Origin of the sequence: Streptomyces sp. CB02959 (assembly GCF_002803155.1) — a bacterium.
GTDB lineage: Bacteria > Actinomycetota > Actinomycetes > Streptomycetales > Streptomycetaceae > Streptomyces.
The window spans coordinates 64,547-89,117 of the sequence record NZ_NNBP01000038.1 but is presented as its reverse complement, the minus strand read 5'-3'; the positions used below and the strand labels follow the sequence as shown (position 1 = coordinate 89,117).

22 protein-coding genes are annotated in these 24,571 nt (G+C 69.8%); 4 read left to right on the top strand and 18 right to left on the bottom strand.

Annotated features, from left to right (window positions below; all coding sequences use genetic code 11):
- Positions 1–162 precede the first annotated feature (162 nt).
- A complete protein-coding gene (locus CG747_RS40900; RefSeq protein ID WP_257981064.1) occupies positions 163–1,344 on the bottom strand; it encodes an MFS transporter in 1,182 nt (393 codons plus the stop codon).
- A gap of 365 nt (positions 1,345–1,709) precedes the next feature.
- On the opposite strand from CG747_RS40900, the gene CG747_RS40895 reads away from it, so the two are divergent.
- The gene (locus tag CG747_RS40895; protein ID WP_100606955.1) at positions 1,710–2,594 is read left to right on the top strand and encodes a helix-turn-helix domain-containing protein; all 885 of its coding nucleotides are present in this window, start codon (positions 1,710–1,712) and stop codon (positions 2,592–2,594) included.
- A gap of 141 nt (positions 2,595–2,735) precedes the next feature.
- On the opposite strand, the gene CG747_RS40890 is transcribed toward CG747_RS40895, so the two are convergent.
- The 6 genes from CG747_RS40890 to CG747_RS40860 all read right to left on the bottom strand — a co-directional run bounded on the left by CG747_RS40890 (position 2,736) and on the right by CG747_RS40860 (position 9,503).
- Positions 2,736–3,257 carry a flavin reductase family protein gene (locus CG747_RS40890; RefSeq protein WP_100606954.1) on the bottom strand — a complete coding sequence of 174 codons (522 nt, stop codon included), beginning with the start codon at positions 3,255–3,257 and terminating at the stop codon, positions 2,736–2,738.
- 152 nt (positions 3,258–3,409) lie between these two features.
- Positions 3,410–4,594, bottom strand: a complete 1,185-nt coding sequence (locus CG747_RS40885) for an acyl-CoA dehydrogenase family protein (protein ID WP_100606953.1) — start codon at positions 4,592–4,594, stop codon at positions 3,410–3,412.
- Between the two features lie 60 nt (positions 4,595–4,654).
- Positions 4,655–5,962: an acyl-CoA dehydrogenase family protein gene (locus tag CG747_RS40880; RefSeq protein ID WP_219621617.1), complete on the bottom strand. Its 1,308-nt coding sequence runs from the start codon at positions 5,960–5,962 to the stop codon at positions 4,655–4,657.
- Complete coding sequence (locus CG747_RS47625; RefSeq protein WP_146022251.1) at positions 5,959–6,744, bottom strand: acyl carrier protein; 786 nt, start codon at positions 6,742–6,744, stop codon at positions 5,959–5,961. Before CG747_RS47625 ends, CG747_RS40880 begins: the two co-directional genes overlap by 4 nt.
- Positions 6,745–6,864: 120 nt before the next feature.
- A complete protein-coding gene (locus CG747_RS40865; RefSeq protein ID WP_100606951.1) occupies positions 6,865–8,493 on the bottom strand; it encodes an AMP-binding protein in 1,629 nt (542 codons plus the stop codon).
- Between the two features lie 221 nt (positions 8,494–8,714).
- Entirely contained in the window at positions 8,715–9,503 is a 789-nt protein-coding gene (locus tag CG747_RS40860; protein ID WP_100606965.1) for an alpha/beta fold hydrolase, read from the bottom strand.
- Between the two features lie 197 nt (positions 9,504–9,700).
- Between CG747_RS40860 and CG747_RS40855 the strand changes: the two genes are divergently transcribed.
- A complete protein-coding gene (locus CG747_RS40855; RefSeq protein WP_219621616.1) occupies positions 9,701–10,600 on the top strand; it encodes a LysR family transcriptional regulator in 900 nt (299 codons plus the stop codon).
- 208 nt (positions 10,601–10,808) lie between these two features.
- Here the strand turns inward: CG747_RS40855 and CG747_RS40850 are convergent, their stop codons facing one another.
- Positions 10,809–11,846 (bottom strand): hypothetical protein, encoded by a 1,038-nt coding sequence (locus CG747_RS40850; RefSeq protein WP_100606949.1) that lies wholly within the window; start codon positions 11,844–11,846, stop codon positions 10,809–10,811.
- A gap of 50 nt (positions 11,847–11,896) precedes the next feature.
- On the opposite strand from CG747_RS40850, the gene CG747_RS40845 reads away from it, so the two are divergent.
- Together CG747_RS40845 and CG747_RS40840 are read left to right on the top strand one after the other, a co-directional pair.
- Positions 11,897–12,511, top strand: a complete 615-nt coding sequence (locus CG747_RS40845; protein WP_257981066.1) for a TetR/AcrR family transcriptional regulator — start codon at positions 11,897–11,899, stop codon at positions 12,509–12,511.
- 167 nt (positions 12,512–12,678) lie between these two features.
- Entirely contained in the window at positions 12,679–13,305 is a 627-nt protein-coding gene (locus CG747_RS40840) for a class I SAM-dependent methyltransferase (RefSeq protein WP_100606964.1), read from the top strand.
- A gap of 58 nt (positions 13,306–13,363) precedes the next feature.
- Here the strand turns inward: CG747_RS40840 and CG747_RS40835 are convergent, their stop codons facing one another.
- The 10 genes from CG747_RS40835 to CG747_RS48540 form a co-directional block, all read right to left on the bottom strand.
- A complete protein-coding gene (locus CG747_RS40835) occupies positions 13,364–13,573 on the bottom strand; it encodes a hypothetical protein (protein ID WP_100606947.1) in 210 nt (69 codons plus the stop codon).
- On the bottom strand, positions 13,551–15,443 hold the full coding sequence (locus tag CG747_RS40830; protein WP_100606946.1) for a carbamoyltransferase N-terminal domain-containing protein: 1,893 nt from the start codon (positions 15,441–15,443) through the stop codon (positions 13,551–13,553). Before CG747_RS40830 ends, CG747_RS40835 begins: the two co-directional genes overlap by 23 nt.
- Position 15,444: 1 nt before the next feature.
- The gene (locus CG747_RS40825; RefSeq protein ID WP_100606945.1) at positions 15,445–15,651 is read right to left on the bottom strand and encodes a hypothetical protein; all 207 of its coding nucleotides are present in this window, start codon (positions 15,649–15,651) and stop codon (positions 15,445–15,447) included.
- Positions 15,652–15,662: 11 nt separating this feature from the next.
- Entirely contained in the window at positions 15,663–16,580 is a 918-nt protein-coding gene (locus CG747_RS40820; RefSeq protein WP_257981063.1) for a GDSL-type esterase/lipase family protein, read from the bottom strand.
- A 107-nt stretch (positions 16,581–16,687) separates the two neighbouring features.
- Positions 16,688–17,623 (bottom strand): NAD(P)/FAD-dependent oxidoreductase, encoded by a 936-nt coding sequence (locus CG747_RS40815; RefSeq protein ID WP_100606944.1) that lies wholly within the window; start codon positions 17,621–17,623, stop codon positions 16,688–16,690.
- A 3-nt stretch (positions 17,624–17,626) separates the two neighbouring features.
- A complete protein-coding gene (locus CG747_RS40810; protein ID WP_100606943.1) occupies positions 17,627–19,069 on the bottom strand; it encodes an MFS transporter in 1,443 nt (480 codons plus the stop codon).
- Positions 19,062–19,964 (bottom strand): phytanoyl-CoA dioxygenase family protein, encoded by a 903-nt coding sequence (locus CG747_RS40805; protein WP_100606942.1) that lies wholly within the window; start codon positions 19,962–19,964, stop codon positions 19,062–19,064. The genes CG747_RS40810 and CG747_RS40805 overlap by 8 nt, the downstream gene beginning before the upstream one ends.
- A 135-nt stretch (positions 19,965–20,099) precedes the next feature.
- Positions 20,100–21,983, bottom strand: coding sequence for a carbamoyltransferase C-terminal domain-containing protein (locus CG747_RS40800; protein ID WP_257981062.1), 1,884 nt, complete (start codon positions 21,981–21,983; stop codon positions 20,100–20,102).
- A gap of 109 nt (positions 21,984–22,092) precedes the next feature.
- On the bottom strand, positions 22,093–23,559 hold the full coding sequence (locus tag CG747_RS40795) for a radical SAM/SPASM domain-containing protein (protein WP_257981061.1): 1,467 nt from the start codon (positions 23,557–23,559) through the stop codon (positions 22,093–22,095).
- 315 nt (positions 23,560–23,874) lie between these two features.
- On the bottom strand, positions 23,875–24,042 hold the full coding sequence (locus CG747_RS48540; RefSeq protein WP_180985935.1) for a hypothetical protein: 168 nt from the start codon (positions 24,040–24,042) through the stop codon (positions 23,875–23,877).
- Positions 24,043–24,571 lie beyond the last annotated feature (529 nt).

Sequence of the window (24,571 nt, the reverse complement as noted above, 5' to 3'; positions counted from 1 at the left end):
CCCACCTAACACCCACCACACACACAGACACACGCACGATGGCAGGAAGAACCCAACAGCGATAAACGGCCCACCCACGGAAACAGAACTCACGACAACGGCGGGCCCGCCCAAAAGGGCGGGCCCGCCAGCGAAAACGGGGGTTGTACCGCTAAGGGAACATCACCGGTAACGGGCCCGCCCGACGACAGCCGCGCAGGTCAGCGGGAACATCAATACCGCAGCAATCAGAAAGAGTTGGGAATAGTGATGGGTGGCCGCCGCAGACGCCGTCAGACTGCTGGCCAGCGCACTCCCGCCGTAGAGGCTGACGCCGAACATCGCCACGCTGGTGGCCCGGGCCGCCGGCACCACCACCGTCGCCCACGACTGCAGCGTGGTGTGCATGAACGACCAGCTGCCGCCCAACAACAGCGCAGTGAGGGCCAACGCGGGCAGCGACTGGCTCAATGCCGCCACCGCATAAGCTGCTGCTGCCTGCACCCCACCGGCCAGGATCAACATTGCCGGACTCCATCGCCCCACCAGTTTCTTGACCAACTGCGCGCAACCCATGGCCCCCGCGCCATACAGTGCCGACGCCGCCCCCGCCACCGCAGTCGGCACACCACGCGCCTGGAGTGCGGGCGCCAGATACGTCAAGAAACCCAACAGCACCGCCCCTTCCACCAAAGCAAGCGCCATCACACACCACATCCACCGCGAACCCAGTACCAGACGGAACGGCGCCAGAAGCGAACCACTGGACACACGCTGCGGTTCAGCCAAATTCCGCAACGCCCAGGTGAGATACGCCGCAATCACACCCGGCAACACAAACACCACACGCCAACTCAGGTAATTCGCAAGCGCTCCGGCCACCACCGTTCCCAGCGCCGTCCCCAAAGAAAAAGCAGTCATCAAATCACTGAGCGGACGCTGACGCACCGCAGCGGGCACCACATCACCCACATAACTGAGCGATGCCGGCACACACGCCGCGAAACATGCCCCCGCAACCGCACGCGCCACAATCAACACCGCAAGATTCGGTGCCACAACGGACAACAGCGAAGACAACGCACCCGCCAGCAACGACATCCGCATCACCGCCACCCGGCCCAGCCGGTCGCTGGCCAACCCCCACACCGGCTGCATCAACCCGTAACACAAGAAATACACACTCGCAGCCATCACCGCCGAGGCCATGCCGACCCCCAACCGATCGGCAATGACCACCAACATCGGCGTAATACAAAAGCGATCGAAATTACTTACAAATCCAGCCGACCGCAATAACCACAAACTACGCGATGACAAACCAACCGAATCACCAGGCACAACACCAGACTCGACGCCAGACACCGTCAACGCTCATCCCTCCACACTCCGACACGCCAGACCCTCCAAGAACACCACCCCCAGCCCCCAAGCAATCACCCCAGCCAATTACCAACACCCACACCCTGCCGGCACACCCCGACCGAGGAAGGCCAAGTACGGGCAAGGAAGGCCAAGTACGGGCAAGGGCGGGCAGGGCAGGCAGGGGCGGGTCGGCCGGGGCCATGAGGGCTGGCCCGGGGCGGTCGGGGCCGTGCGGTCCGGGTCGGGTGACCGTCCTATCGGGGCAGCGCTTGCGCGTGGGGGTGTCGTAGGCGGCCGTGGCGCGCGGGAGAGCATTGGATCATGAGTGACTGTGGTGGGCTGTCGGGACGGGAAGAGGGAGCATCGTGAGCGGGGCGGAACGGACCTTTGGTGAGGGCAGCACAGCGCGGGCGTTGCGCAGGGAGCTCGGGGCATTCCTGCGATCGCGGCGTGAGCGGCTCTCGCCCACGGAACTGGGCCTGCCCGTCACGCCGCGGCGGCGCACTCCAGGGCTGCGCCGGGGCGAGGTGGCCGAGAGGGCCGGCATCAGCGCTTCCTGGTACGCCTGGCTCGAACAAGGGCGAGTGCGGACCTCAGAACAGGTACTGCGGTCAGTCGCCCGAGCCCTCCACCTCAATGCGGCCGACACCGCCCACGTACTGTCGTTCGTCGAGGGCCGCACACAACAGCAACAGCCCCCGGGCTGGGTCTCACCCAACCTGCTGACACTGGTGGAATCCGTCGCACCCAACCCCGCCGTGGTCATCGACCCGCACTGGGACCTACTGGCCTGGAACACCGGCTACGCGGCACTACTGACCGACCCCGCACGCCTGCCGCCCAGGCAACGCAACCTGCCATGGCTGGTGTTCCGGTGGGCACCGGCCCGTGACCTGATCGTCAACTGGGAGTGCGAGGCCCGGTACCTACTGGGACAGTTCCGCGCCAACGCCGCCCGCCACCCCCACGACCGGCGCTATGCCGAGATCATCGCCGACATCACCCAGGACCCCCACGCGGCCCACTGGTACAGCCAACGCGAAACCGCCATCTATCAGCCCGCCGTTCGGCACTTCCGGCACTCCACCGCAGGCGACCTCCACCTCCGCTACATAAAGCTGGCCGCCCTCGACCAACCCGACCACCACTTCCTCTGCTACCTCCCGAACGACCCCGACACCCAAGCAGCCCTCCACCACCTCACCGCACGCGCCAAAACCGCCAACCCCCTGCACGCAAAGCACCACTAGCGCAACGGGCCAGGCGGATGGCAGAGCGTTGAGGGAGGGGCGTGCTGGCAGGGCGTTGGGATGTGGTGGTGGAGGGCTGGATGATGGAGAGCTGGGTGATGGAGAGCTGGGTGGTCGAAGGTCGGGTGGTGGTGGTTGTTCTCAGTCGGGCCAGGCGGCGTACTGGCGCCGGCCGTACAGCAACGGGCCGGGTCCGGCCGTTGGCGAGGCGTCGGTTGGAGCACCCGTTGAGGGGTGGGGTGGGGTGTGGGTCCACACGACTTCGCCGATGACGATGGTGTGGTCGCCGGCCGGGTGCAGTCGGTCCAGGCGGCAGCGGGCCAGGGCGTGGGAGTCCTGTGGCAGGAGGGGGAGGTCGCTGCCGGGGGCCGTCTGCCAGGGCACCGCCGCGAACCGGCCCGCAGTGCGGCTGGCGAAGGCTTCGGCCGCCCGACGGCCTTGGCTGTGCAGGAAGTTGACCGCGAACTCGCCGCGTTCGACGAGCACAGGCAGTGTGCTGCCCGTGTTCGATGCGCAGACCAGCAGCAGCGGCGGGTCCAGGGACAGCGAGCACAGTGCGGTACAGGTGAACCCGTAGGGGTTTCCCTGTTCATCCGCTGTGGTGATCACGGCCACGGCCCCCGGGTGCGAACCCATCAGCGCACGGAAGGTCTCCGGCCCCACCGCCTGCTCCTCCGTCTGCGCAGACGAGGCGCAGACCGTGGGGAGGAGGGAAGAGGCCGGAGCCAGGCTGGAGGTTGGGATGGAGGCCGGGATGGGAGTTGGGGTCACGGAGTGGGTGGGGGTTGGGGTGGGGGTGAGGGAGGTCACGGGCGTCACCACGAGAAGGTCCGGGCGTCGTGCAGGTTGACGCCGACAGCGGCTTTGCCGAGGTATTCCAGGCAGTCGTACGGCTTGGCGGGCATCACAGAGGAGAACGACGCCTCGCGGATCAGCCGCTCCAGCGGTGCCTTCCTACTGACCGCCGCAGATCCGCACACCCGCACCGCATCACGCCCCAGCTCCGGCCCGACCTCACCGATGACGTACTTCGCGGCGTGCACCATGGCGTTGGCCTCCACGCTGCCCCGCTCACGTTCGATGAGGTCACCGGCCTCGTGGACCAGTGCCCGGGCCGCCCGCAGACGAGCCGACATCCGTCCCAGGTCGTGCTGGATGACGGGATTCTCGGCGCGCTGCGGCGAGGCGGTGACGTAGTCCACGGTGAAGCGGTAGATGGCCTCGGCGATGCCCAGGTAGGCGCCGGTGTAGCCGGCGGTCATCCAGTGCGGTTCCCGCACCAGTTTGAACAACGACATGCCCTCGACGTTGAGGTAGAGGCGGGATCGGGGAAGGGTCACGTCCTTCAGCGTCATTCCGGCGGTGCTGGTGCCGTTCATCGCCGCCATGCTGTGGACGGTACCGAAGCTCACGCCCACGTCGTCGGCGGCGACCACGAAGTGCGAGACCTCGCTGGACTCGCCGTCCTCGGCGCGAGCTGCCACCACGTAGTAGTCAGCGGCGCCCGCCAGCGACACGAAGGACTTCTCGCCATTGAGGATGTAGTGCTCGCGGTCCTTGCTGAGTCGGTAGGTGGTGCGCATCCCGCGCAGTTTGGCGCCGTTGCCGGCCTCCGAGACGGCAGAGGCGAACATCTTGCGGTGGTGGACGACCTGGTCGAACACCCAGGAGCGGAAGGCTTCGGCGGCCGGCGGCAGCGGAGTTCCGGCGGTCTCGGCGAGACCGCCGATGACCACGTTGTGCATGTTGAAGCCCAGCGCCGCGGCACCGTTGCGGATCCCCAGCTGTTCCAGGACACGGGTATAGGCACCGAATCCCAGGCCGGCGCCGCCGGCGTCCTGCGGGATGAGCAGGCCCAGCAGCCCGGCCTCACGCACGATGCGATACGCCTCGTGGCCATCTGAACGGCCGGCGTCGACATCGGCGGCGAGCGGGGCCAGGGCCTCGCCGGTCCCGGCGGCGAGCTTGAGCAGATCGTCGATATGCGATGGCAGCGTCATCGAAAGTCCCTTTCACATCAGTTCTCGTGGGAAGGCAGCGTCATCGGTCTCCCGTGCACGTCAGTTCTCAACCGGGAGGCCGAGCTGGCGGGCGATCCCCACCCGCAGTAGATCGTTGGTGCCCGCATACGTCATGGCGGCCATCGGACTGTGCAGATCGGCCGGAAGATCGGAGTCCGCGATGAAGGCCCGCACGCCCGAGAGCGCGGTGGCATGCTCGGTGAGCCGAACGTAGTCCTCGGCGATCGAAATCTTGGTGAGCGCGGCCTCGGCCGCCAGCTGCCTGGCAGGCGTCCCGGCATCCAACCGACCTGCCAACGCGTACACCTGCACCCGGGAACGATGCAGCATCAGCGCCATCTCCGCGACACGGGACGCCACTTGGTGACTGGCCCCCATCCGCCGGCCGAAGTGCTCACGGCCTGCGGCCCACTCCACGTTCCGCCCCAACGTGCGGCGCATCGGGCCCAGGGCGTAGCCCAGCAACACAGCCCGCTCCCACGCGGTCGTCGACGCCATCAACGCAAGGCCGGAGCCTTCCTCACCGATCAGTGAACCGGCCGGTAACCGCACCTGGTCAAAGACCAACTCCCCCATCGGGACCTTCGGCAGGGCCGTCTTGGCGAATGGTTCGCTGCGCGTCACCCCAGGCAGGCCCAGGGGGAACAGGAACGCGGAGAGCGCGAACGGATGACGGCCTGGCGCGGTGCGGGCGAAGACAATGGCGTGATCGGCGACCGGCGCGGCCGTGATGAACGTCTTGGCGCCGGTCAGCACATAGCCGTCCCCTTCCCGCCGGGCGCTGGTGTCCATCGACAGCGGGTCACTGCCCCCACCGCGCTCGGTCAACGCATGACACAGCACCTCACGCCCGGACTGGACGTGCGCGATCGCCTCCCATGCCGCGGAAGGCAACACCGCACGCAAGGGGAACTGCATCCCGAACACCTGGGACGCCAACGCGTAACACACCCCCGCGTCAAGACCGGCCAGCCCGATTCCCTCCACCATCGCCAAGGAACGCGTCACCGGACCCACGGTCGACACCGGCTCCGAGGTCGAGGCGGAGGTGGAGGACAGGGGCGGGGCCGAGTCCGATGCCTGGGGCTGAGGCTGGGGCTGGGGCTGAGACTGGGTGTGGGACTGGGGCTGGTTGGGCTTGGGCTGACTGTGGGGGCCGGTGGGAGATGCGGTGCCGGCCTCCGTCAGACGCAGCACCCCCAGATCAGCCATCGCCTGCCACTGCGTACGGAAATCCATATCCCGCACCCGCTCAACAACCGGCTCCGCCCGCCCACGAAACTCATCCACCAACGCCTCGACCTCGTCCGGGCCGCTGCGCAGCAGGCGATCAACCGGTGCGGTCACTTCCGAGCCCCCGCGGAAAGACCCTCAATGACCGCCCACAATGCCTTCGGCGTACGGAAGTTGGCGGCCACCACCTCGGTGTCGGGCAGCTCCACATCGTGCTCGTTGGCCAGCGCGGAAATGATCTCCATGATGGCCAACGAATCCAACAACCCCATCTCCAGCAACGGAGTGTCAGCCGTCAACTGCTGCGGGTCCTCGCCCCGCCCCCAGGTGATCTTGCCTCCGATCACGCCGCACAGATCCTCAACGCTGTTCATATCGGTTTCTCCTTCACTTTCGGTGCGCAGCTCGGCGCACCACTCAATGGGCTGGAGTGGATTGGAGGGGAATTGAAGTGGACTGGAGTGGAGTGGGAAGGTCGGCTCGCCATCGACGAGCCGGACCCAAGGCGCAACGACGTACTGGTCGACGCTCCGACCGGTGGTCAGGTCGGTACCCTGGCGGGTGCTGCGGTTGCTGGGTGCATCGATGCGCCGGTCATTGCCGTGATCGGCGTCGGCCGAGGTCTCGTCGTGTCCGGGTGGTGATGTCGACGCGCCGGCCGATGTCAGGGCGGTGGCCCCGTCGGGATACGGTTGAGGAAGCCAGATCCCTACCTCGCCGGGCGCCCTTGCCGGCGCGCCGGTCGGTCCTGGTGGGCACCCTCGTCGAGGCTCGCCCTCGCCACGGCGGCAGTCGGGCCAGTGCGTGCCCTCATCGGCCCGCCGCTCGATGCTCTGGTACGTGCCCTCGTCGACACGCTGCCAGGTACGTTGCCGGTCGTGGTCTCGTCGACGCACACACGGGTGCGATCTCGGTCGGGTCTCGTTGAAGCTCAGGTCGCAGCGTTGACGCTTCTTTCGGTCGCCCGCTCGTCGATTCTCAGGGCGAGGCCGTGGTGGGTGCGCTGACGTAACCGGTCAGTGGACTGTCTCCGCGGTGGCGTGAGGGGTCACGCCTTGGGCGCTCAGCGCCAGGCGGTCGACCTTGCCGCGGGCGGTCAGCGGCAACGAAGCGACCAGGACCACCCGATCCGGCAACATCCGCTGCGGCAGAACCCCCCGCAGATCCGCCAGAACACCCCTGTCCGTCAGGACGGCGCTGCTGCTCTGCACATACGCCCAGATCTCGCCGCGGTGCTCGCCGTCCTTCGCCACCACCGCGGCAGTGGCAACCTGCGGCAGACCCAGGACAGCGCTCTCCACATCCAACAGGTCAATACGGTGGCCCCGCCGCTTGACCTGGGAATCCCGCCGCCCCCGCAACACCACACGCCCCTGCGCGTCGAAGCAGCCCACATCCCCGGTGGCGTAGGCCCGTCGCACCGTGCCGTCACGGAAGGCGACGGCGACGGTCGGGTCCCGCAGGACGCCCTCGACCAGATATCCCTGGAAGACGGTCGGCCCGGCGACGTGGATCTCCCCTTCCCCCTCGGTGGGGTTGCCGTCCTGGTCCAACACCTCCACCACATCTCCCGCGATCGCCCCGCCCACACTCAGCTCCTGATCGGCCCGGAAGTCGGCAGGCACCCGCAGATACGTACACACATTGGTCTCGGTGGGTCCGTAAAGGTTGTAGAACGGCACCTTGTTGCCCATCAACTCCATGTATTTCTCCAGGAGTTGCGGTACGAAGGGTTCCCCGGCGAACGCCGCCACCCGCAACGTCGGCGGCAGGCCCTCGCGGCCGATCCCGCCCTGCTGCAGCATCCCCTGATACAGCGACGGCACCGCATACAGCGCGGTGATCTCCTGCTCCCGCAGCCAACCCACCACATCACGGGGAAACGCCCGCAGTACATCCGGCATCAGCACCACACAGGCGCCCACCGCCGCAGAGCCGAACACATCAAACGTAGTCAAATCGAAGGTCAGTGACGCCTGCGAGCCCACCCTGTCGTTCTCCCGCAAGCCCAACTCACCAGCCGCCCACACCACAAAATGAGCAACATTGGCGTGCGACAGCAACACCCCCTTGGGCCAACCCGTACTCCCGGAGGTGAACAGGACGTAGCCGCCCTCATCCGCAGGCGCAGGCAACACCGCCCGCTGCCCCTCCCCCACCCCCAGGGCAACCCAGTTCAACCCATGGTCGAGGACACCCTCACTGATTCCGGGACCCCTGCCTCCGGCAACCGTGCCGACACCTTCGTTCGCGGTGACGCCTTCGGCCATGGCGGCGTTGTCGACGGCTTCAGCGGCGGCCCGTCGGCACGCAGACAGACTTCGGTCGGGGGCCAGGAGCACGCGCAGCCCCGCGGCCCGCACCATCCGCGCCGTGCGCGCCGCGGGATCCGCAGGGTCCAAAGGAGCAACCACCGCCCCCACCCGCAACCCGGCGTAGACGGCCAGGACCGCGGCAGGCGACTTCGCGGCATACACCCCCACCCGATCCCCCCGGACCACACCCGCCGCAACGAGCTGCGACGCCAACCCCTCGACGGCCTGCTCCACCTCCGCATACGACCAGCACTCCCCCGCGCCGACCAATGCCGGCCGATCGGGAAACAACTCCGCTGCCCGCGCCAACAATCCATCCAACCGCACCATGCCTACACCCCCATCGCCACCACGACCCCGACCACGACCAGCACCAGCACCAGCACCAGCACCAGCACCAGCACCAGCACCAGCACCAGCAGCGTCGTCGACATCAGCAGCGTCGGCACGCTCGGCGGTGCCCGCAAGGTCGACCGCGCCGGGGCGGCCGGCACTGCGGGCGGCCTCGACCGACATGGCGGGGTCGATGGGCCGGTGGGCGGCTGCCGGGCTCATACCTGGGCCTTCCCCGCGGCGTGGCTGTCGGCGTGCTCGGCCAAAAACGCGCCGATGATCTCCACCAGACGCTCGGGTTCCTCGGCCATGTGCTGGTAGTGACCGCCCCCTTCGATCACCTCGCGCCGCACCGGCCCCCGCAGCACACGCTCCGCCGCGTCCAACTGCCGCAACGAGCCGTACTCGTCCTGATCTCCCTGGATCAACAACACCGGCGCCTCCACCTCCACATCCCCCTCGATACTCCAGTCACCAAACTCCGGCGACAGCCACACATCACTCCACCCCTGAACAACCAGCCGCGGATTGGCATGCACCAACGCCACCCGCTTGGCAAACGCCCCACCGGCATCAAACGAGGTACGCGCCGCCCGAACCCCCCGCACGGTCGACTCCTCGCAATACAGATGCGGACCGAGCGCCACCACCGCCTCCACCGGTCGAACGGACGCGTACAACAGCGCCATCGACCCACCATCGCTATGCCCCACCACCACCGGCCGCTGGACCCCCAACAGATCCAACAACTCAGGTAACCTCTCCTGCCCCTCCTCGTGCACATAGCGCGATGTGCGCGGCGCCTTCAGCGGAGACGAAAACCCATTTCCCAATCGGGAGAACAACAACGCCCGCCGCCCCGTCCGCGCCGCCAACAACCGTGGAAAGCGGTTCCACGTAGCAACCGACCCCGTCCCCCCATGCACAAACACCAACGGGGCCAACGACACGTCGCCTTCAACGAACGTGTACTCCACCACGCCATCCCGCGTCACAACCTCAGCCACAACAACCTCCCTAAACCCAAACACCAGCAAAGAAAGCGCAATCCATACACATCGCGACACGATCCAAAAGCACTCACAGGCTCAACGGAACCCCACCCCCAACTCGCATCCCCAACAACCTCAACAACACCTCGACACTAAACAAACCCAACACCGCCGAGGAAATGCCAAACCGCACCCACCTATGCTCCATACGTATGAATATCAACCTCCGTCACCTCCGCCACTTCCTCACCCTCGCCGAAGAACGCAACTTCACCACCGCCAGCAAACGGCTCCACCTCACCCAACCCACACTCACCCGCAACATCCGCAGTCTCGAAGAAGCCCTCGGCGTCCGCCTCTTCGACCGCACCACACGCCGCATCGACCTCACACCCAAAGGCACCCGCTTACGGGAATCCCTGATTCCGATCATTCAGCAACTCGACGCCACCCTCGCCGACGCCCGGGGCAGCGAAACCCTCCGCATCGGCTTCGCCTGGGGACTCCCCGAAACCCTCTCCACCCTCGCCAACCGCTTCGCCCAAGAGACCCACACCCACATCGAATGGGTACGCCACGACACCCCCCTGGCCGGACTCGACACCGGCGACACCGACGTCGCCCTCCTCCGCGGCCACCTGAACCCCAAGGGCATCCGCTGCATCCAGCTCTACGAGGAAGAGCGCATCGCCGCCGTCCCCGCCACCTCTCCCCTGGCCCAGCTCCCCCACATCGAGTGGAGCCAACTCGCCCAGCACCCGCTAGTCGTCAACACCATCAGCGGCACCACGTTCCCCGACCTCTGGCCGCCCGACGCGCAACCCGTCATCGGTGCGCACTGCCGCAACTACGACGAATGGCTTGAGAAGATCGCCGGCGGCGCCGGCTTCGGCACCGCCCCCACGACCGCCGCGCGCCGCAACACCCACCCCAACGTCCGCCTCGTCCCCCTCCACAACGCGCCCCCCATCCCCACCCACCTCGCCTTCCCCACCCACGGGACCCACCCCCTCTCCACCCGCCTCGCCCACACCGCCTGGCACACCTACCGCACCACCAACACGCCACCCACCCCGGACACCACAACCGACACACCACCAGCGACTGGCTGACTCCCCCAACCACCCACCTGACACGCAGCGCAACGCCCCACCACCGCCGGATGGTGGGGCGTCAGCCCTCGGCCGTTGACGCATCACAAGGGCGAACAGGCAGCGCGGAAGGGTGTCCATGCCCGATAACCAGCGACATGGCATTGCAGGACCGACACCAAGTGCCAACGCGCCGCCACCAACTACCGGCCACCGGCCACCGGCGGTGCTACTCGGCGACACCTCGCTGCCCAAGGGCCCGGTAGCGGTCCGCGAGTGCGTGGAACGCCTTCTTCGGTTCCCAGGGCAGGTCGGGGTAGCTGCGCTCGGAGGCGGGGAGGCCGCTCTGCCCGTCGAGGATCTTGACGATGCCGTAGGAGAGCAGGTCCGGGTCCGGGCCGCAGGAACGGTGGGGAGTGGGGTAGCCGGCGAAGCTGAACCAGAAGAGGGAGTCGACGCCCTCCTCCTCGAAGACGGGAAGGAGGTCGTCGAGGTAGCGGACCTGCTCGCTCTCGTCGCGTACCAGGTCCGGTTTGGGGGTGACCCCGTCCGGCCCCTTGCCCACGTACCAACCCGCGCCGCCGTGCTCGCCCGCTCCCCGGAAGGTGCAGCAGCCGACCTCCATGATCGCCACGGGCTTGCCGTGGGCGAACTCCTTGCGCAGGTCGTCGCGGTAGGTGGCGGCGTTGCGCAGGCCGCGGAAGGCGTCCAGGCCGACGATGTCGAACGGGCCCCAGTCCACGCCGTCCAGGGGGCAGGAGGCGTAACTGACGGGACCGGCGAAGACGGGCCGTACGGCGGTGACGACCTCGCCGAGGAACGCGTTGACCTTGTCGGGGATGCCTTGGAGTGCGGCTTCGCGGCCGGGCCCGGCCAGGACCGGGACGCGGGCGCCGAAGGTGTCGCCGGGTAGGTATCCGCGGGCGAAGAGGCTCAGTTCGCAGCCGGTGACCAGGACGACGTCGGCGCCGTCGTGGCGCAGCCGTTCGGCTCGCTCGGCGCAGTCGACGAAGTACGGCAGCATCTGCTCGTTCGTCAACTCGCAGGGGAACGGCGAGAACCAGACTTCCAGGCCGACGGCCGCCGCGTGCCGGGCGGCGGTCTCGATGCGGTCGGGGTCGCCGCCGGTGATGCGGACCGCGGTGCAGTGCAGGTCCTCGGCGATGACCCGCATCTCCCGTTCGACGGTCCCGGGGTCGAAGACGGGGCGGGAGGTGTCCCCGTTGGGAAAGGTGCCGGTGTCGTAGTGGATGCCCCTGCCACGCATGACCAACGCCTCCAATAAGAGTCACTCTGTATCTTATGGCAAGGCTTAAGATGCACGGCGTGTCTAATGAGTCAATGCGCAAGCGCCGTCGTGGGGCCGAGTTGGAAGCGGCGCTCCTGGAGGCGGCCTGGGACGAGTTGGTCGCGGTCGGCTACGAGCGGCTGACGTACGAGGCGGTGGCCGACCGCGCCGGTACGAGCCGCCCGGTGCTCTACCGCCGATGGCCCTCGAAGCGGGAGCTGGTCCTGGCCGCGCTGCGCCACCGGACTCCGCCCCTGCCGGACGCACCGCCCGACACCGGCGATCTGCGCGGCGACGTCCTCGCCCTGCTGCATCGCGTCATCACGCGCATGCGGGAACTCGCCCCCGTCCGCGAGGTACTCGCCGCGGAACAGGGTCAGGCAACGGAACTGTCCGCATACCTGGCCGCGCGCAACCAGGGACCGGGCCTCACCTGGATGCGGACGGCGTTGGAACGGGCGGCTCGACGCGGTGAGATCGACGCCCCGGACGCCCTTCCCGACCGCCTGGTCACACTGCCGGTGGTACTGGTCGTCCACGAACTCTTCATGGCCCGGCGGACCCCGACCGACGCCGACCTGGAGGAAATCGTGGACCAGCTGTTCCTCCCGCTGGTCGCGCACCAGCTGGGGCAACACCCTTGAAGCAGACCATCGGACATGGCATCGGGAGCGGTGGCGCGAAGTGGTCACCGAGCCGTTGAGTGAATTCGCCTGAGGAGCAGGTGGTGCGAGAGGGGGTGCAGGGTCGGCCGGTGGTCCGGTGTGACGTCCACCGACGGTCGGCGGGACTCGATGGCTAGGATCGGATGGTGACGCAGAGCGCAACGCTGGCCGGGGCCTTCGACGAGCTGGCCGACAGCTACGACCACGGGCACCACGAGGAGATCGCGCGGGCCCTGATCGCGTGGCTGGCCCCGGGACCGGTCGACGCCGTCGCGGACGTGGCGTGCGGAGCGGGAGCCGTCGCCCGGCAACTCGCGCCGATCCGGCCTGAGAACGCCCCTCCTATCCTGGCCGTCGACCTGTCCCCCGGGATGGTCGCGGTGGGCAGGGCACGCGCCGCGGGCGCGGGATGTGACGCGGCGATCGACTGGCGGGTCGCCGATGCCGTGCCGCTGCCGGTTGCCGATCACTCCCTCGACGTCGTGCTCTGTGCGTCCTCGCTGCACTTCCTGGGGCGCCGGGCGCCGGCCGACTGGCGGCGCGCCCTGCGTCCGGGGGGCCGGGTCGGGTTCACGCTGCCGCTGGCCACGCACTTCCGGCCGTCGGAACGCTTCTCGGGGCTTGTCGCCGATGATGTGCCGCTGCCCCATACGGCGCAGGAGGCGAGCGACTGGGCGGTGACCTGCGGGTTCATCGAGGCCGATTCCCGCATCCAGGTCCTGGGGGCGCGTCGTGTGGTGGTGACCTCGGCGACACGGCCCGACGGCCGGTGAGCCCGGCGACCGGTGAGCCCGGCGGCCGCTCGCCCGGGGTCTACCGCTGCAGCAGGGCTCACGGGCGTGCCGCGGTCCGCTCGGCGCCCCGCGGGAGGGCGCGGGGACGGGCCGGGCGGTCCAGGTAGCTCGTCCGGCGGGCGTCCCAGGAACGCCGCAGGGGGTCCCGCACCGCTCGTGCGCACAGCCCGGCCGGGGTGATCACCGCGAAGTACAGCGCGGCCAGGCCCAGGCACCGCAGGCGCTCAGTCCATGGGGATGGCGGCACGCCAGTCATCCTCCTCCCGCCATTGGGGCTGGTCCCGCTTGTCCAACAGGAAGCCGCCGAGGACCAGCAGGTCGATGCGGGTGCGCATGAAGCAGGCGTACGCCTCTTCGGGGTCTTGCACGATCGGCTCCCCGCGGACGTTGAACGAGGTGTTCACCAGTACGGGGCAGCCCGTACGTTCCCGGAACGCGGTGAGCAGGGCGTGGAACCGCGCGTTGTGTTCGGCGGTCACGGTCTGGATCCGGGCCGAGCCGTCGACGTGGGTGACGGCCGGGATCGTCGAGCGCGGCACGTGCAGCAGGTCCAGGCCCGTCGCCTCTTTCGCCGCGGCATCGCACTCCCTCCGCCTGGCCGCGGCGACCTGCGCGGTGAGCAGCATGTACGGGCTTTCCTGCGGCAGGTCGAACCAGTCCTTGGCGTCCTCGGCGAGCACCGCGGGCGCGAACGGCCGGAAGGACTCCCGGAACTTGGTCTTGAGGTTGAGGGTGGACTGCGTGGTGCGATCGCGCGGATCCGCGAGGATCGACCGGTTGCCCAGCGCCCGGGGCCCGAACTCCATCCGCCCCTGGAACCAGCCCACCACCTTTCCCGCCGCGAGCTCCGCCGCGACCCGCTCCACCAACGTCCGCTCCGTCAGCCGCACGGCGGGGTATCCGCCCCGGGTCAGGAACGCCTCGATCTCCCGGTCGGGGTGGCCGGGGCCGAGCAGCGCCCCCGCCATCGCGTCGGTGCGGCGCGTGACGTGGGTCCGGGGTGCTCCCCGGCGGTGCGACTCGGCCAGGGCCGCGCCGAGGGCGCCGCCCGCGTCCCCGGCTGCCGGCTGGACCCACAGTTCGTCGCAGACCCCGTCGGCCAGGATCCGACCGTTGGCCACGCAGTTGAGCGCCACGCCGCCGGCCAGGCACAGTCGTCGTTCCCCGGTGCGTTCCAGCACCGTCCGGGCCAGCCGCAGCATCACCTCTTCGGTGACCTGCTGGACGGAGGCCGCCAGGTCGAACTCCCGGTCGGTGAGCGGCCCTTCGGGTGTCCGGCGCGGTCCGTCGAAGAGTTCCTCGAAGGCCCGGCCGACCATGGTCTGCCCGTACGGGAAGGTGAAGTACCGCAGGTCCAGGCGGAACGAACCGTCTGGTTTGACGTCGATCAGCCGCTCCCGGATGAGTGGGGCGTAGCGCGGCGTCCCGTAGGGCGCCAGGCCCATCAGCTTGTACTCGCCGGAGTCGACCTTGAAGCCGCAGAAGTAGGTGAAGGCCGAGTACAGCATGCCGAGCGAGTGCGGGAAGCGCAGTTCTGCGAGCGGCACCAGCTCGGTGCCGCGGCCGTGCCACAGTGTCGTCGTCGCCCACTCCCCCACGCCGTCGACGCACAGCACCGCGGCCGACGGGTACGGGCTCGGGAAGTACGCCGACGCGGCGTGTGAGGCGTGGTGGCGGTGGGCCGCCACCGGGGGCAGCGGCCGCCCGGGCGCCAGGTCGCGCAGCTGTGCCCGTACGTCGTCCAGGGCGCGCCGCTTCCAGGTGGCCCACTGGGGGAACGCCCGGCGGAACACCGGGAGGCCGTGCGGGGCCGTGGCCAGCCAGGTCGCCAGCACTCGGCGGAACTTCAGCGCCGGGTCCTCGTAGAAGGCCACGGCCGCCAGCTCGTCGAGGCGCAGGCCGGCCTGGCGCAGGCAGAAGGCGACGGCGTGCGCGGGGAAGCCGGGGTCGTGGCGGCGGCGGGTGAAGCGCTCCTCCTGCGCCGCGGCGAGCGGGTTGCCGCCGGTCACCAGGGCCGCGGCGCTGTCGTGGTAGTAGGCGGAGATGCCCAGGACGGGGCCGTCCGGCCGGCCGGGGCCCGAGCGGTCGGGGTGCGCTCCGCGCTTGCCGGTCCTCATGTCAGAACAGGGGGTAGATGGACGCGTCGTCCTCGGGCTGGGGCCGCAGCGGGGACGGTGACGGCGCCTGGCCGGCCGGCCGGTCCGGCGGGGCGCCGGAGGGCGGGGCGGGGCGGCCGCGGTGTCGCAGCCACGCGGTGAGGCGGTGGCGCAGCCGGGGCGTGCGGCCGTGGTCCGTCGACGTGGCCGTGGTGTCGTGGTCGCGCATGACGGGGCTCCTCACACCAGGTCAATGTGGTCCGCCAGTTGCCGGGCCACCAGGTCGTATCCGAGATCGGTGAGGTGCACGCGGTCGATGAACAGCCAGTCGGCCGGCCCGGCGGCTTCGGCGAGGGCCACGTTCATGTCCAGGAAGGGCACGTCGAGCCGGGCGCATCCGGCGGCCAGCCGGTCCGCGTAGGCGCGGCCCACTTTCAGGGTGGAGATGTCGTTGTGGAACCGGCGGAAGTTGGACACCTCGTCCAACTCCTCGAAGAGGAGCTTCTCGCGGGGAAGCGGTTCCTCGCGCACCCAGGGCGCGAGTGGCTGGAGCACGAAGGTCAGCCGGGCGTCCAGGGCGTCCGCGAGCGCCTTCCAGCCGCCGAGGTGCCGGATCGTCAATTCCGATGCGTGTGCTACTCGTTGCTCCGGTGAGGGGGTGACGTCGGGGGCGGGCCCGCAGTCGAAGAAGGCGCCGTGTCGGCCCTGTTTTTCCTCGGGCAGTCGGCTGAGCACCAGGTTGTTGACCCCGGAGAGCAGCACGATGTCCTCGACGGGTGGGAGTTCGTGTCGGAAAAGGGTGAACAGCAGGAGTTCCTGGGCGGAGTTGTGGCTCTGGCCGGCGATGTTGAGCCAGGGCAGTCGGGGTGCGTGGGCGTTCCACAGGCGGGCGGAGATGGTGGCCGCGTCACCGGTGGCGCCCACGCCGAAGACTGCGGAACTGCCGGCGAGGACCCGTACGGGGCCGTCGGGGCGGTCGTCGCCGACCGTCGCCCGGAGTCCGCCGGGGCCGGGGGTGACCCGGAAGCCGTGCCGGTCGGTGCTGTAGACGGGGGTCTTCTCGTTGCCGTATTGGAAGTACCCCAGATAGGGCTGGTCCTCCAGGACGAAGGTGTAGTGCTCCATGTGCGGGGTGAACTCGGCGCGGGGGGACGTCATCGCAGCGGGGCTCCCGTCGGGGTGCTGGGCGTGGCGGTCGTGCCTTGCGGGGTGGTCGGCCGCCGGTCGTGCCTGGTGGGCACGGGTGTGCGGGCCGGGGCGGGTGCTCAGCGGGCCGGGAGCGGGGGTGGCGGCTCGGGCAGGGAGCCGGGGCGGTCCTCGCGGATCAGGTCGGCGTTGATGGCCATACCGGCCAGCCCTCCGCTGGCCGCGGCCATGGCGGCCTGTTGCATGTTCCGGCCGAGGTCCCCGGCCACGTAGAGCCGGGGCAGGCTGGTGCGGCCGCGCTCGTCGGTCTGTACGGACTCCAGGTCCGGGGCCTGCAGCCAGGGGCGCAGCGGGGCCACCCGGGGTTCGATGCCCAGGTGCAGGAAGAGTGCCCCGTAGCTCGCTGTCCGGCCGTCCTCGAAGACGACCTCGACGCCCTCGGCATGTGGCTTGACCTCGCTGACTCCGTCGCTGACGACGGGCACGCCGGCCGCGGTGAGGCGGTCCCGCTCGTCCTGGGGCAGTTCGCGCCGGTCGGTGAGGTAGGTGATGCGGTCGGACCAGACCGTCAGGGTCGCGGCCAGGCATTCGCCGGGCTCGGCCCCGCCGTACACGGCGAAGCTGCGGTCCCGCACTTCCCAGGCGTGGCAGTACGGGCACTCCAGGACCGTGCTGCCCCACAGGTCCGCCAGGCCCGGGATCGGCGGCAGCACCGAGCGCACGCCGGCCGCGTAGAGCACGGTGCGGGCGCGGAGGGTGCCGGACTCCTTGGTGGTGACCACCACGTGGTCGCCGTCGGGCTCGGCCGACAGCACCTCGTCGTCGCGGAACGTGACGTCGTACGCGGCGAGTTGGGCGCGCGAGCGGGCCCGGAAGTCGGCGATGGTGGCACCGTCGTTGGTGAGGACGTTGTGCATGACGCCCGCCGCCATGTTGCGGGCGTCGCCGGAGTCGATCAGTAGCACGCGGCGGCGTGAACGGCCCAGGTAGAGCGCTCCGTTGAGGCCGGCCGGGCCGCCTCCGACGATCACCGTGTCGTAGAGCTGCGTGTCCAATAGTCACCCCTTGTCGAGAAGGTCGCCGTGCGGCGGTGCGTCTGATGACGGTGCGTGTGATCGCGGTAGGTCTGATCGCGGTGAATCTGCCGGTGGTGGATCGGATGGCGGCGGCGCGGAGGACGGTGGGTGCGGGGACGGCGGGTCCGGGGACGGCGGTGGTGCGGAGGGGGCCGGAAGTGCGGTGTGCGCCTGCTGGTTGTCGGCCGCGGAGGTGGCCTCGCGCAGCGGCGCGAGCAGCAGCAGCGCTCCCACGGCCAGGACGGTTCCGCACACCACGAACACCGCGGGAACGGACAGGGCTTCGGCGAGCAGGCCGCCGAGCGTCGCGCCGACCGGCATGGTGCCCCAGGCGCACAGCCGGGACACGCTCATCACCCGGCCCTGGAGTTCTTCCGGTGTGAGGCGCTGGCGCAGCGACATCACGGGGATGTTCCAGCCCATCATGAAGACGCCGTTGACGGCGAGCGCCAGCGCGGCCAGGACCGGGTGGCGTCCCAGGCCGAGCGCGGCGTACGCGGCGCCGGAGGCCACCAGGGACCACCGGGCCAGCCGCACGGTGGGCAGCCGGTCCGCGGCCCGGGGCGCCAGCCAACTGCCGGCGACCGCCCCCAGCGATCCGGCGGTGAGCAGCAGGCCGTAACCGGTCTCGCTCAGTCCCAAGGTGCCCTCGCTCAGCAGCACCAGCATCGAGAAGGTCGCCGAGAACACCAGGCCGTACAGGGCGCTCGCGGCCAGCGTGAGCCGCAGGACGCGATGGCGCAGGACGAAGCCGAGACCGCCCCGGATGTCGCGCAGCACTCCGCCCTGCGACGCACCCGGGGTCGCCTCGCGGCCGGGGCGGACGAGCGGGGCCAGGCCGAACAGCAGCAGCGCGGCCAGTGCGTACAGCACCCCGCCGGTGGCCAGTGCCGCGGCGGCGGTCAGGCCCACCAGCAGGCCCGCGAGGGGCGGTCCGATCGTCTCGTTGAGCACGATCTGCACGGTCAGCAGTCGGCCGTTGGCGCGTTCCAGGTGCCGCTCGTCGACCAGGCACGGCAGCATCGCGGGCGCCGCGGTGTCGGCGAGGGTCTCGGCGATGCCGAGCAGGAACGCCAGCGCGTACAGCAGGGGCAGCGGGCGGTTGCCGGCGAGCGCGAGGGCCGCGCCGAGCAGGGCCGCGGCGCGGATCACGTTGCTGCCCAGCACGATGCGGCGCCGGTCCACCCGGTCCGCGAGGACGCCCGCGGGAAGCGCGAACAGCAGCCAGGGCAGCATGTTGACGGTGGTCAGTCCGGCGACCGCCGCCGGGTCGGGGTGGTGTGCGACCACCAGGAGCGGCAGCAGGGTGCGGGTGATGCCGTCGCCCGCGTTGGAGGCGGCGGTCGACGCCCACAGCCAGCGGAACGGGCGGCCCAGGTCCACCCGGCGGACCGGGCGGGTGCCGGATCGGGCGGTGCTAGCCAACAGCGCTCCCCTCGGGCCACGGGCGCAGGCCCAGCAGTCGCTCGCCCAGTTCGGTCAGCGTGGCCGGTCCGTACAGGTCGGCCTCGGCCTTGCGCACCCCGCCTTGAGGGGGATGCGGTGGGATCCGGTCCCGCCAGAAACGCACCCGGGCCGCTCGGAGGTCGGCGTTCTCCTCCCAGGCGGGGGCCATGGTCAGGTACTGGGCCATCCGCACCCGGGCGGGCGAGACGTTGGGGTGCACCCCGTGCGGCAGCAGGCTGTTGAAGATGATCAGGTCACCGGGTGCGACCTCCGGCGTGGTGATCGGGTAGCCGGTGATGTCCGGCGTGCACGGGTCGCGGTCGGCGGGCTGGCCGCCGACCCACTTCTCCCACTCGGTGAAGATCTCCGGTACGCATTGGAAGCCGCCGATCTCCTGGTCGCCGTGGGTCAGGGAGAGCACCGCCTGGCAGCTCACCGGCAGCGGGTCGGCGGCGGTGTCGACGTCCCAGTGGACGAACCCGTCGAAGGCGCGCGCTCCCCGGTTGGGCGGATTGACGTTGGCGAAGTCGATGGTGACCCACAGGTCGGTGCGGTCCCAGATGTCGGCGAAGGCCCCGTACACCCGCGGGGTCTGCCGGATGTCCCACTGGGCTTGGTGGTTGTACATCTCGACCAGCCCGCTGTGGCCCGGCAGCCGGTCGTTGCCGGTGTGCGGGGAGGTCCAGGTGGCGGGGTCGTCGGGGTGCATGTCGAGGAAGGAGTACAGGCCCTCGGTGAGGACGTCGACCGTCTGCGCCGGCACTGCCTGACGGACGATCACATAGCCTTGGATGGTCCACTGTTCCCAGTCCGCCGGGGACAGGACGCGCAGTGGTTCCGTCTTGTGGATGTCTCGCAAGGGGATGGCGGCCACGGGCACTCTCCAGGGACACGGCGCCTGCACGGGGTCGGGTGGGACGGGTCGGCCCCGACCTCGCCGTTTCGGCGGGACTGCGGCTGGTCGGGGTGTCGGGGGATGCGGGTACGGGACGTCGGGCGGCGGACGGGATCACTCGACGATCAGGCGGTGTTCGGGGAGTACGACGGCGTCCAGTTCGGTCTCGGTGAGCAGTTGCAGTGCCTCGTCGAGGTGGTTGAGGAGGGGGCGGCCGCCGGCGTTGGCACTGGTGTTGATGAGCACGGGCAGCTGCGTGCGGGCGGCGACCGCGTGGCACAGCCGGTGCAGCAGGGGATGGGTGTCGGGCCGTACGGTCTGGAGGCGGGCCGTGCCGTCGATGTGCCGGGCCTCCGCGAGCTGCCGGGCCCGGTCGGTCCGCACGCGTACGGCGAACAGCATGGTCTCGGTGTGGTCCAGGGGGCCGGTGAAGTACTGGTCGGCCACCTCCTCCGGGCAGATCGGCGCGACCGGTCGGAACCACTCCCGGTGCTTGATGGTCTGGGAGACGTATCGGCGGGCGCCGTTCCAGTGGGCCGAGACCAGCAGCGAGCGGTGGCCCAGTGCCCGCGGTCCGGTCTCCAGGCCGCCCTCCAGCCAGGCCACGCAACGCCGGTCGGCCAGCAGGTCGGCGACGGTCCGGAGGAACTCCTCGCCGTCGGCCGGGCGGCGCACGGTCAGCCCGCGGCCGCTCAACCGGCGGGTGAGGTCCCCGGGTGAGGCCGCGTCGTCTCCGTCCGCCGTGTCCAGACCCGCCAGCGGTGGTCCGGCGTAGGCCAGTTGCGCCCCTCCCGAGTGGCCCAGCAGGGCCGGGCGGTCGGCCGGGTCGGCGACGGCCAGTGCCGCGCCCAGCGCGATCCCCGAATCGTCGCAGCAGGTGGGGATGGACACCCGGGTGAACTGTCCGGATTCGGCCAGGCGGCTGTTGGCGGTGATGTTGAGCGCGCAGCCACCCGCGTAGCAGAGCGTGGCGTAGCTCGGGAAGAGTCGACTGATGCCGTTGACCAGTCGGGTGAGGTCCTGCTCCACGGCGGTCTGCAGGGTGGCCGCCAGGTCCCGGCAGGTGCGGTTCTCGGGGGAGGTGCCGACGGGGGTGGTCCGGCCGTCGGCGGTGCGGATCTCGTCGGGGAAGACCGAGCCGAAGGAGTGCACGACGTCGTCGTCCGAGGAGTCGGCCAGGCCCGCGTCCAGATACCCGCCGCTGTACGGGTCGTACTCCCACCAGGTGTCGGCGTAGCGCAGCGCGGTGCCGGTCAGTCGGTCCTCTTCGAGTTGCTCGTACAGGTCCGGTGAGGCGTTGCGGGTGGACTGCGGGACGAGCATGGCGCGCAGCACCGGCAGCAGGGCGCTGTCGGTCTGCCCGGTGGCCGTCAGTCCGAGCAGTTTCCCGGTGTCGAACTGGCTGCCGTGGATGCGCCTGGCGAGCGCTTCGTAGACCAGGCCGAAGCGCGGGCCGGTGCGGTTGGTGAAGGACATCACCGGGGTGAGCTGGTCGCCGTCGCCCAGGCAGACCATGCCGCATTCGGCGTAGTTGCCCGTCCCGTCCAGGGCCAGCACCAGGGCCTTGCGGGCCCCGGAGGTGTAGTAGGCGAGTGCGGCGTGCGCGTAGTGGTGGCGCACGGCTGTCAGGGTGATGTCGCCGAACCCCTTGGCCAGTGGCCAGTCCAGGGGTTTGATCACCCGGGTCACCACGTCGGCGAGGCGGGTGCCGCCGGTGGCCGTCCAGCGGGCGTCCTCGTTGACGAGTTCGACCAGTGCCGGGGGCAGTGCCCGGCACACCGGCGTGTACCAGTCGGCCACCGCGATCCGGGTCACCGGGCTCGCCGCCCGCTGCCGCAGCTCCGCCAGCCACTCGGCGGCGGCCCGGGGGAAGTCGCCGTTGCCGCCGCACACATGGCGCAGGCCGAGGCGGCGCTCGGCCTCGATGACTCGGTAGCCGCGCTCGTCGGTGAGTGCGGCGCCCGCGTCATGGCCGAAGTGCATCCCAATCGTTGCCATGGAACCAGTCACCCTTCCTCGGCCCGGACGGGGTTCGCGGGGCCGGGTCGTGGATCGGCGGCCTGCCCCGCGGGGCGGGCCGTTGCGGTGGTCGTCGGGAAGGGCCGGGTCAGGACGAGCCGGCGAGGCTCTGGGTGTGATGGCGCTCCAGGAGGCCCTGCACCACTTCGCGCATGTAGGCGCAGTAGCCGGGCGACATCAGCTGGATCGATCCGTTCTCCTCCTCCAGTGCTCCGGCGGAGCCGCCCGAGCAGGTGCCCTGGAGCTCGCAGCCCTGGCAGCCGGGGCCGTTGGTGTAGGCCCGCATGCCGTAGTCCTGGTACGCGGGCGAGGCGAAGATGCCGCGCCAGTCGTCGATGGTGCCCAGCTTGCGGGCGGTTGCCTTGCAGGCGAAGACGCTGCCGTTGGGTTCGATGGAGAGCTGGCGGCCGACCGCCGGGCAGGTCTTGTAGTCGGCCTGCTCGGCCCATTTGGCCTCGTCGATGATCATCTGGAAGGTCTGGTACCAGTAGCCGCTGAGCTGTACGCCGCGCTCGCGCCCGTAGTCGACGGCGGCCAGCAGCCGCTGCGCCACGTCGTGCGGGCTGTGTGCCTGGAAGAACTCCTTGGCCTGGAACGACACGATGACGTCGAGGGAGTCCAGGCCGGCCTCGGCGACGAAGTCGATGAGCGGGGTGCCCCACTTCTCCCAGGTGTACTGGGAGAGCACCGAGGTGATGCTGACGGGTACGCCGGCGGCCTTCATGTCGAGGATCGCCTTGCGGACCACGGCCCACGGGGTGCGCTGCTGCTGTCCGCCGCGGAACTCGCCGGTCTCCGGGACCAGGTAGTCGATGGAGACGGTGGTGTCGACGCGGTGCCGGGCGAGCGCGGCCAGCAGCTCGTCGTCGATGCGGGAGCCGTTGCTGGTCAGGTCGTAGGAGAGGGTGACCCCGTCGTGGTGGTCGCCGAAGGTGCGCAGTACGTGGAGGATGGTGCCCCGCGCGAGGGTGGGTTCGCCGCCGAAGAACGACACCGTCAGGTGGCCGCCGCCGTTGACCTTGCGCAGTTCGATGGCCTCCTTGATGGTCTTCTCGGCCACCTCGCGCGACATGTGCATCGAGGGGTTGCGGCCCTGGTCCGAGCCGTGGTTCCAGTCGCCCTTGGCGAGTGTGGGGCCCGAGTCGTGGTGGGCGGGGCCCGCGTCGTCGCGCGAGCGGCGCAGTTCGACCAGGACCGGACCGGGCTTCACCGACTCTCCGGAGGTGTTGCGTTCCTCGACGCCGCCGTCGAAGTTGTACGCGAAACACCCCTGGCAGGAGAAGTTGCAGGCGTTGGTGAGGACGAGCTGGATGGAGGAGTGGAACACGCCGCTGCCCAGCGCGCTCCGTCGGCTCTCCAGCAGTCCGTCGATCTCCCTGGCCTCGTCGTGCCCCGCCTCGACGAGGAACCGGGCCTCGACGAGGTCGCGCAGGGAGTCGTCGTCGACCCGCTCCCGCAGTCGGTCCCAACTGATGCCCTGGGACGCCTCGTCGAGCAGTCCGACGATGTCCCGGTCGATCAGCCGCGCATTTCCGAAGAGTGAATGAAAGGCCATGGTTCGCTCGTCGCCCTCATAGGAATGGAGCCGACCTCCGAATGACGTGAAATCCCGGTCGCCCGAGGCGCGCAGGGTTCGGACGTAGCGCGACGACTGGTACATCGAATTCTGCATGGCTGAGGCTTCTCCCTGCGTGTTGCGAATTCCGACGCGACGTACGGCGCGGCCCCGGCTGTGCGGTGGGCGGCACGGTGTCGGCGAAAGGCCCCCGGGCGCGGGCCGTTGGGCGCGGACCGGTCCCGAGCGTCGGCTCGGCCCGCGCGACAGACCGGGGCCCGGCCCGTGGGCAGGGCCCCGGAGGAACCTCAGCCGTTAGGCCGACGTACGCTCTTTCGGCTGCTCAGAGGGGGCCGAGGTGGCCTCCACCTGACTGCGGGCGGGCGTGATCGTCGGAGCGTTGCCCTTGTCCGGCGAGACGAACGCGCACGGGCGGGACGACGCGGTGACCGCTGGGCGGACGACCTTCTTGACTTCGGCCATGTGGCCTCCTCGGTAGGTGCGACACACAACGCGTTCAAATTAAGCAGAAGAAACCACACTCAATAAGACGCCAACCGGACACGGTAATAAATCATGTCCCGCCGAAAGATGCACCGTGAATTGATCGTTCGTCATTCGACGCCTACCGCATTTATCTGCCGATTCGCCCCCGCACCCCGTGATCCGGGACACCACGGCCCGCCGCCGATCTCTCTCACAAGTTCATGTGCGGAATGAATTCCGGCCAGAAGGCGGAACGGTTCGCACGGCCGTTCCCACGGGGCGGTCGTGTTCCGCTCCCTCTCGAAGTCCGGGGGACGCCAACGGGACACCGCCCGGGGGCCGTACCCGATGCCTGCGCGGTCCGCGGCACCGGCTCGCGCCACCGCCCGCAGCGCCCGGAAACGCGCTGGTGGCACGGTGCTTCGGCAAGGTCACCGAGGGGCATCTTCACAGGCGGGCGGGACCCGCCCGGGCACCGGACGACGGTGCCTCATGCGCCCGCCCGCAGCGCGGCGGAGCGCACGGA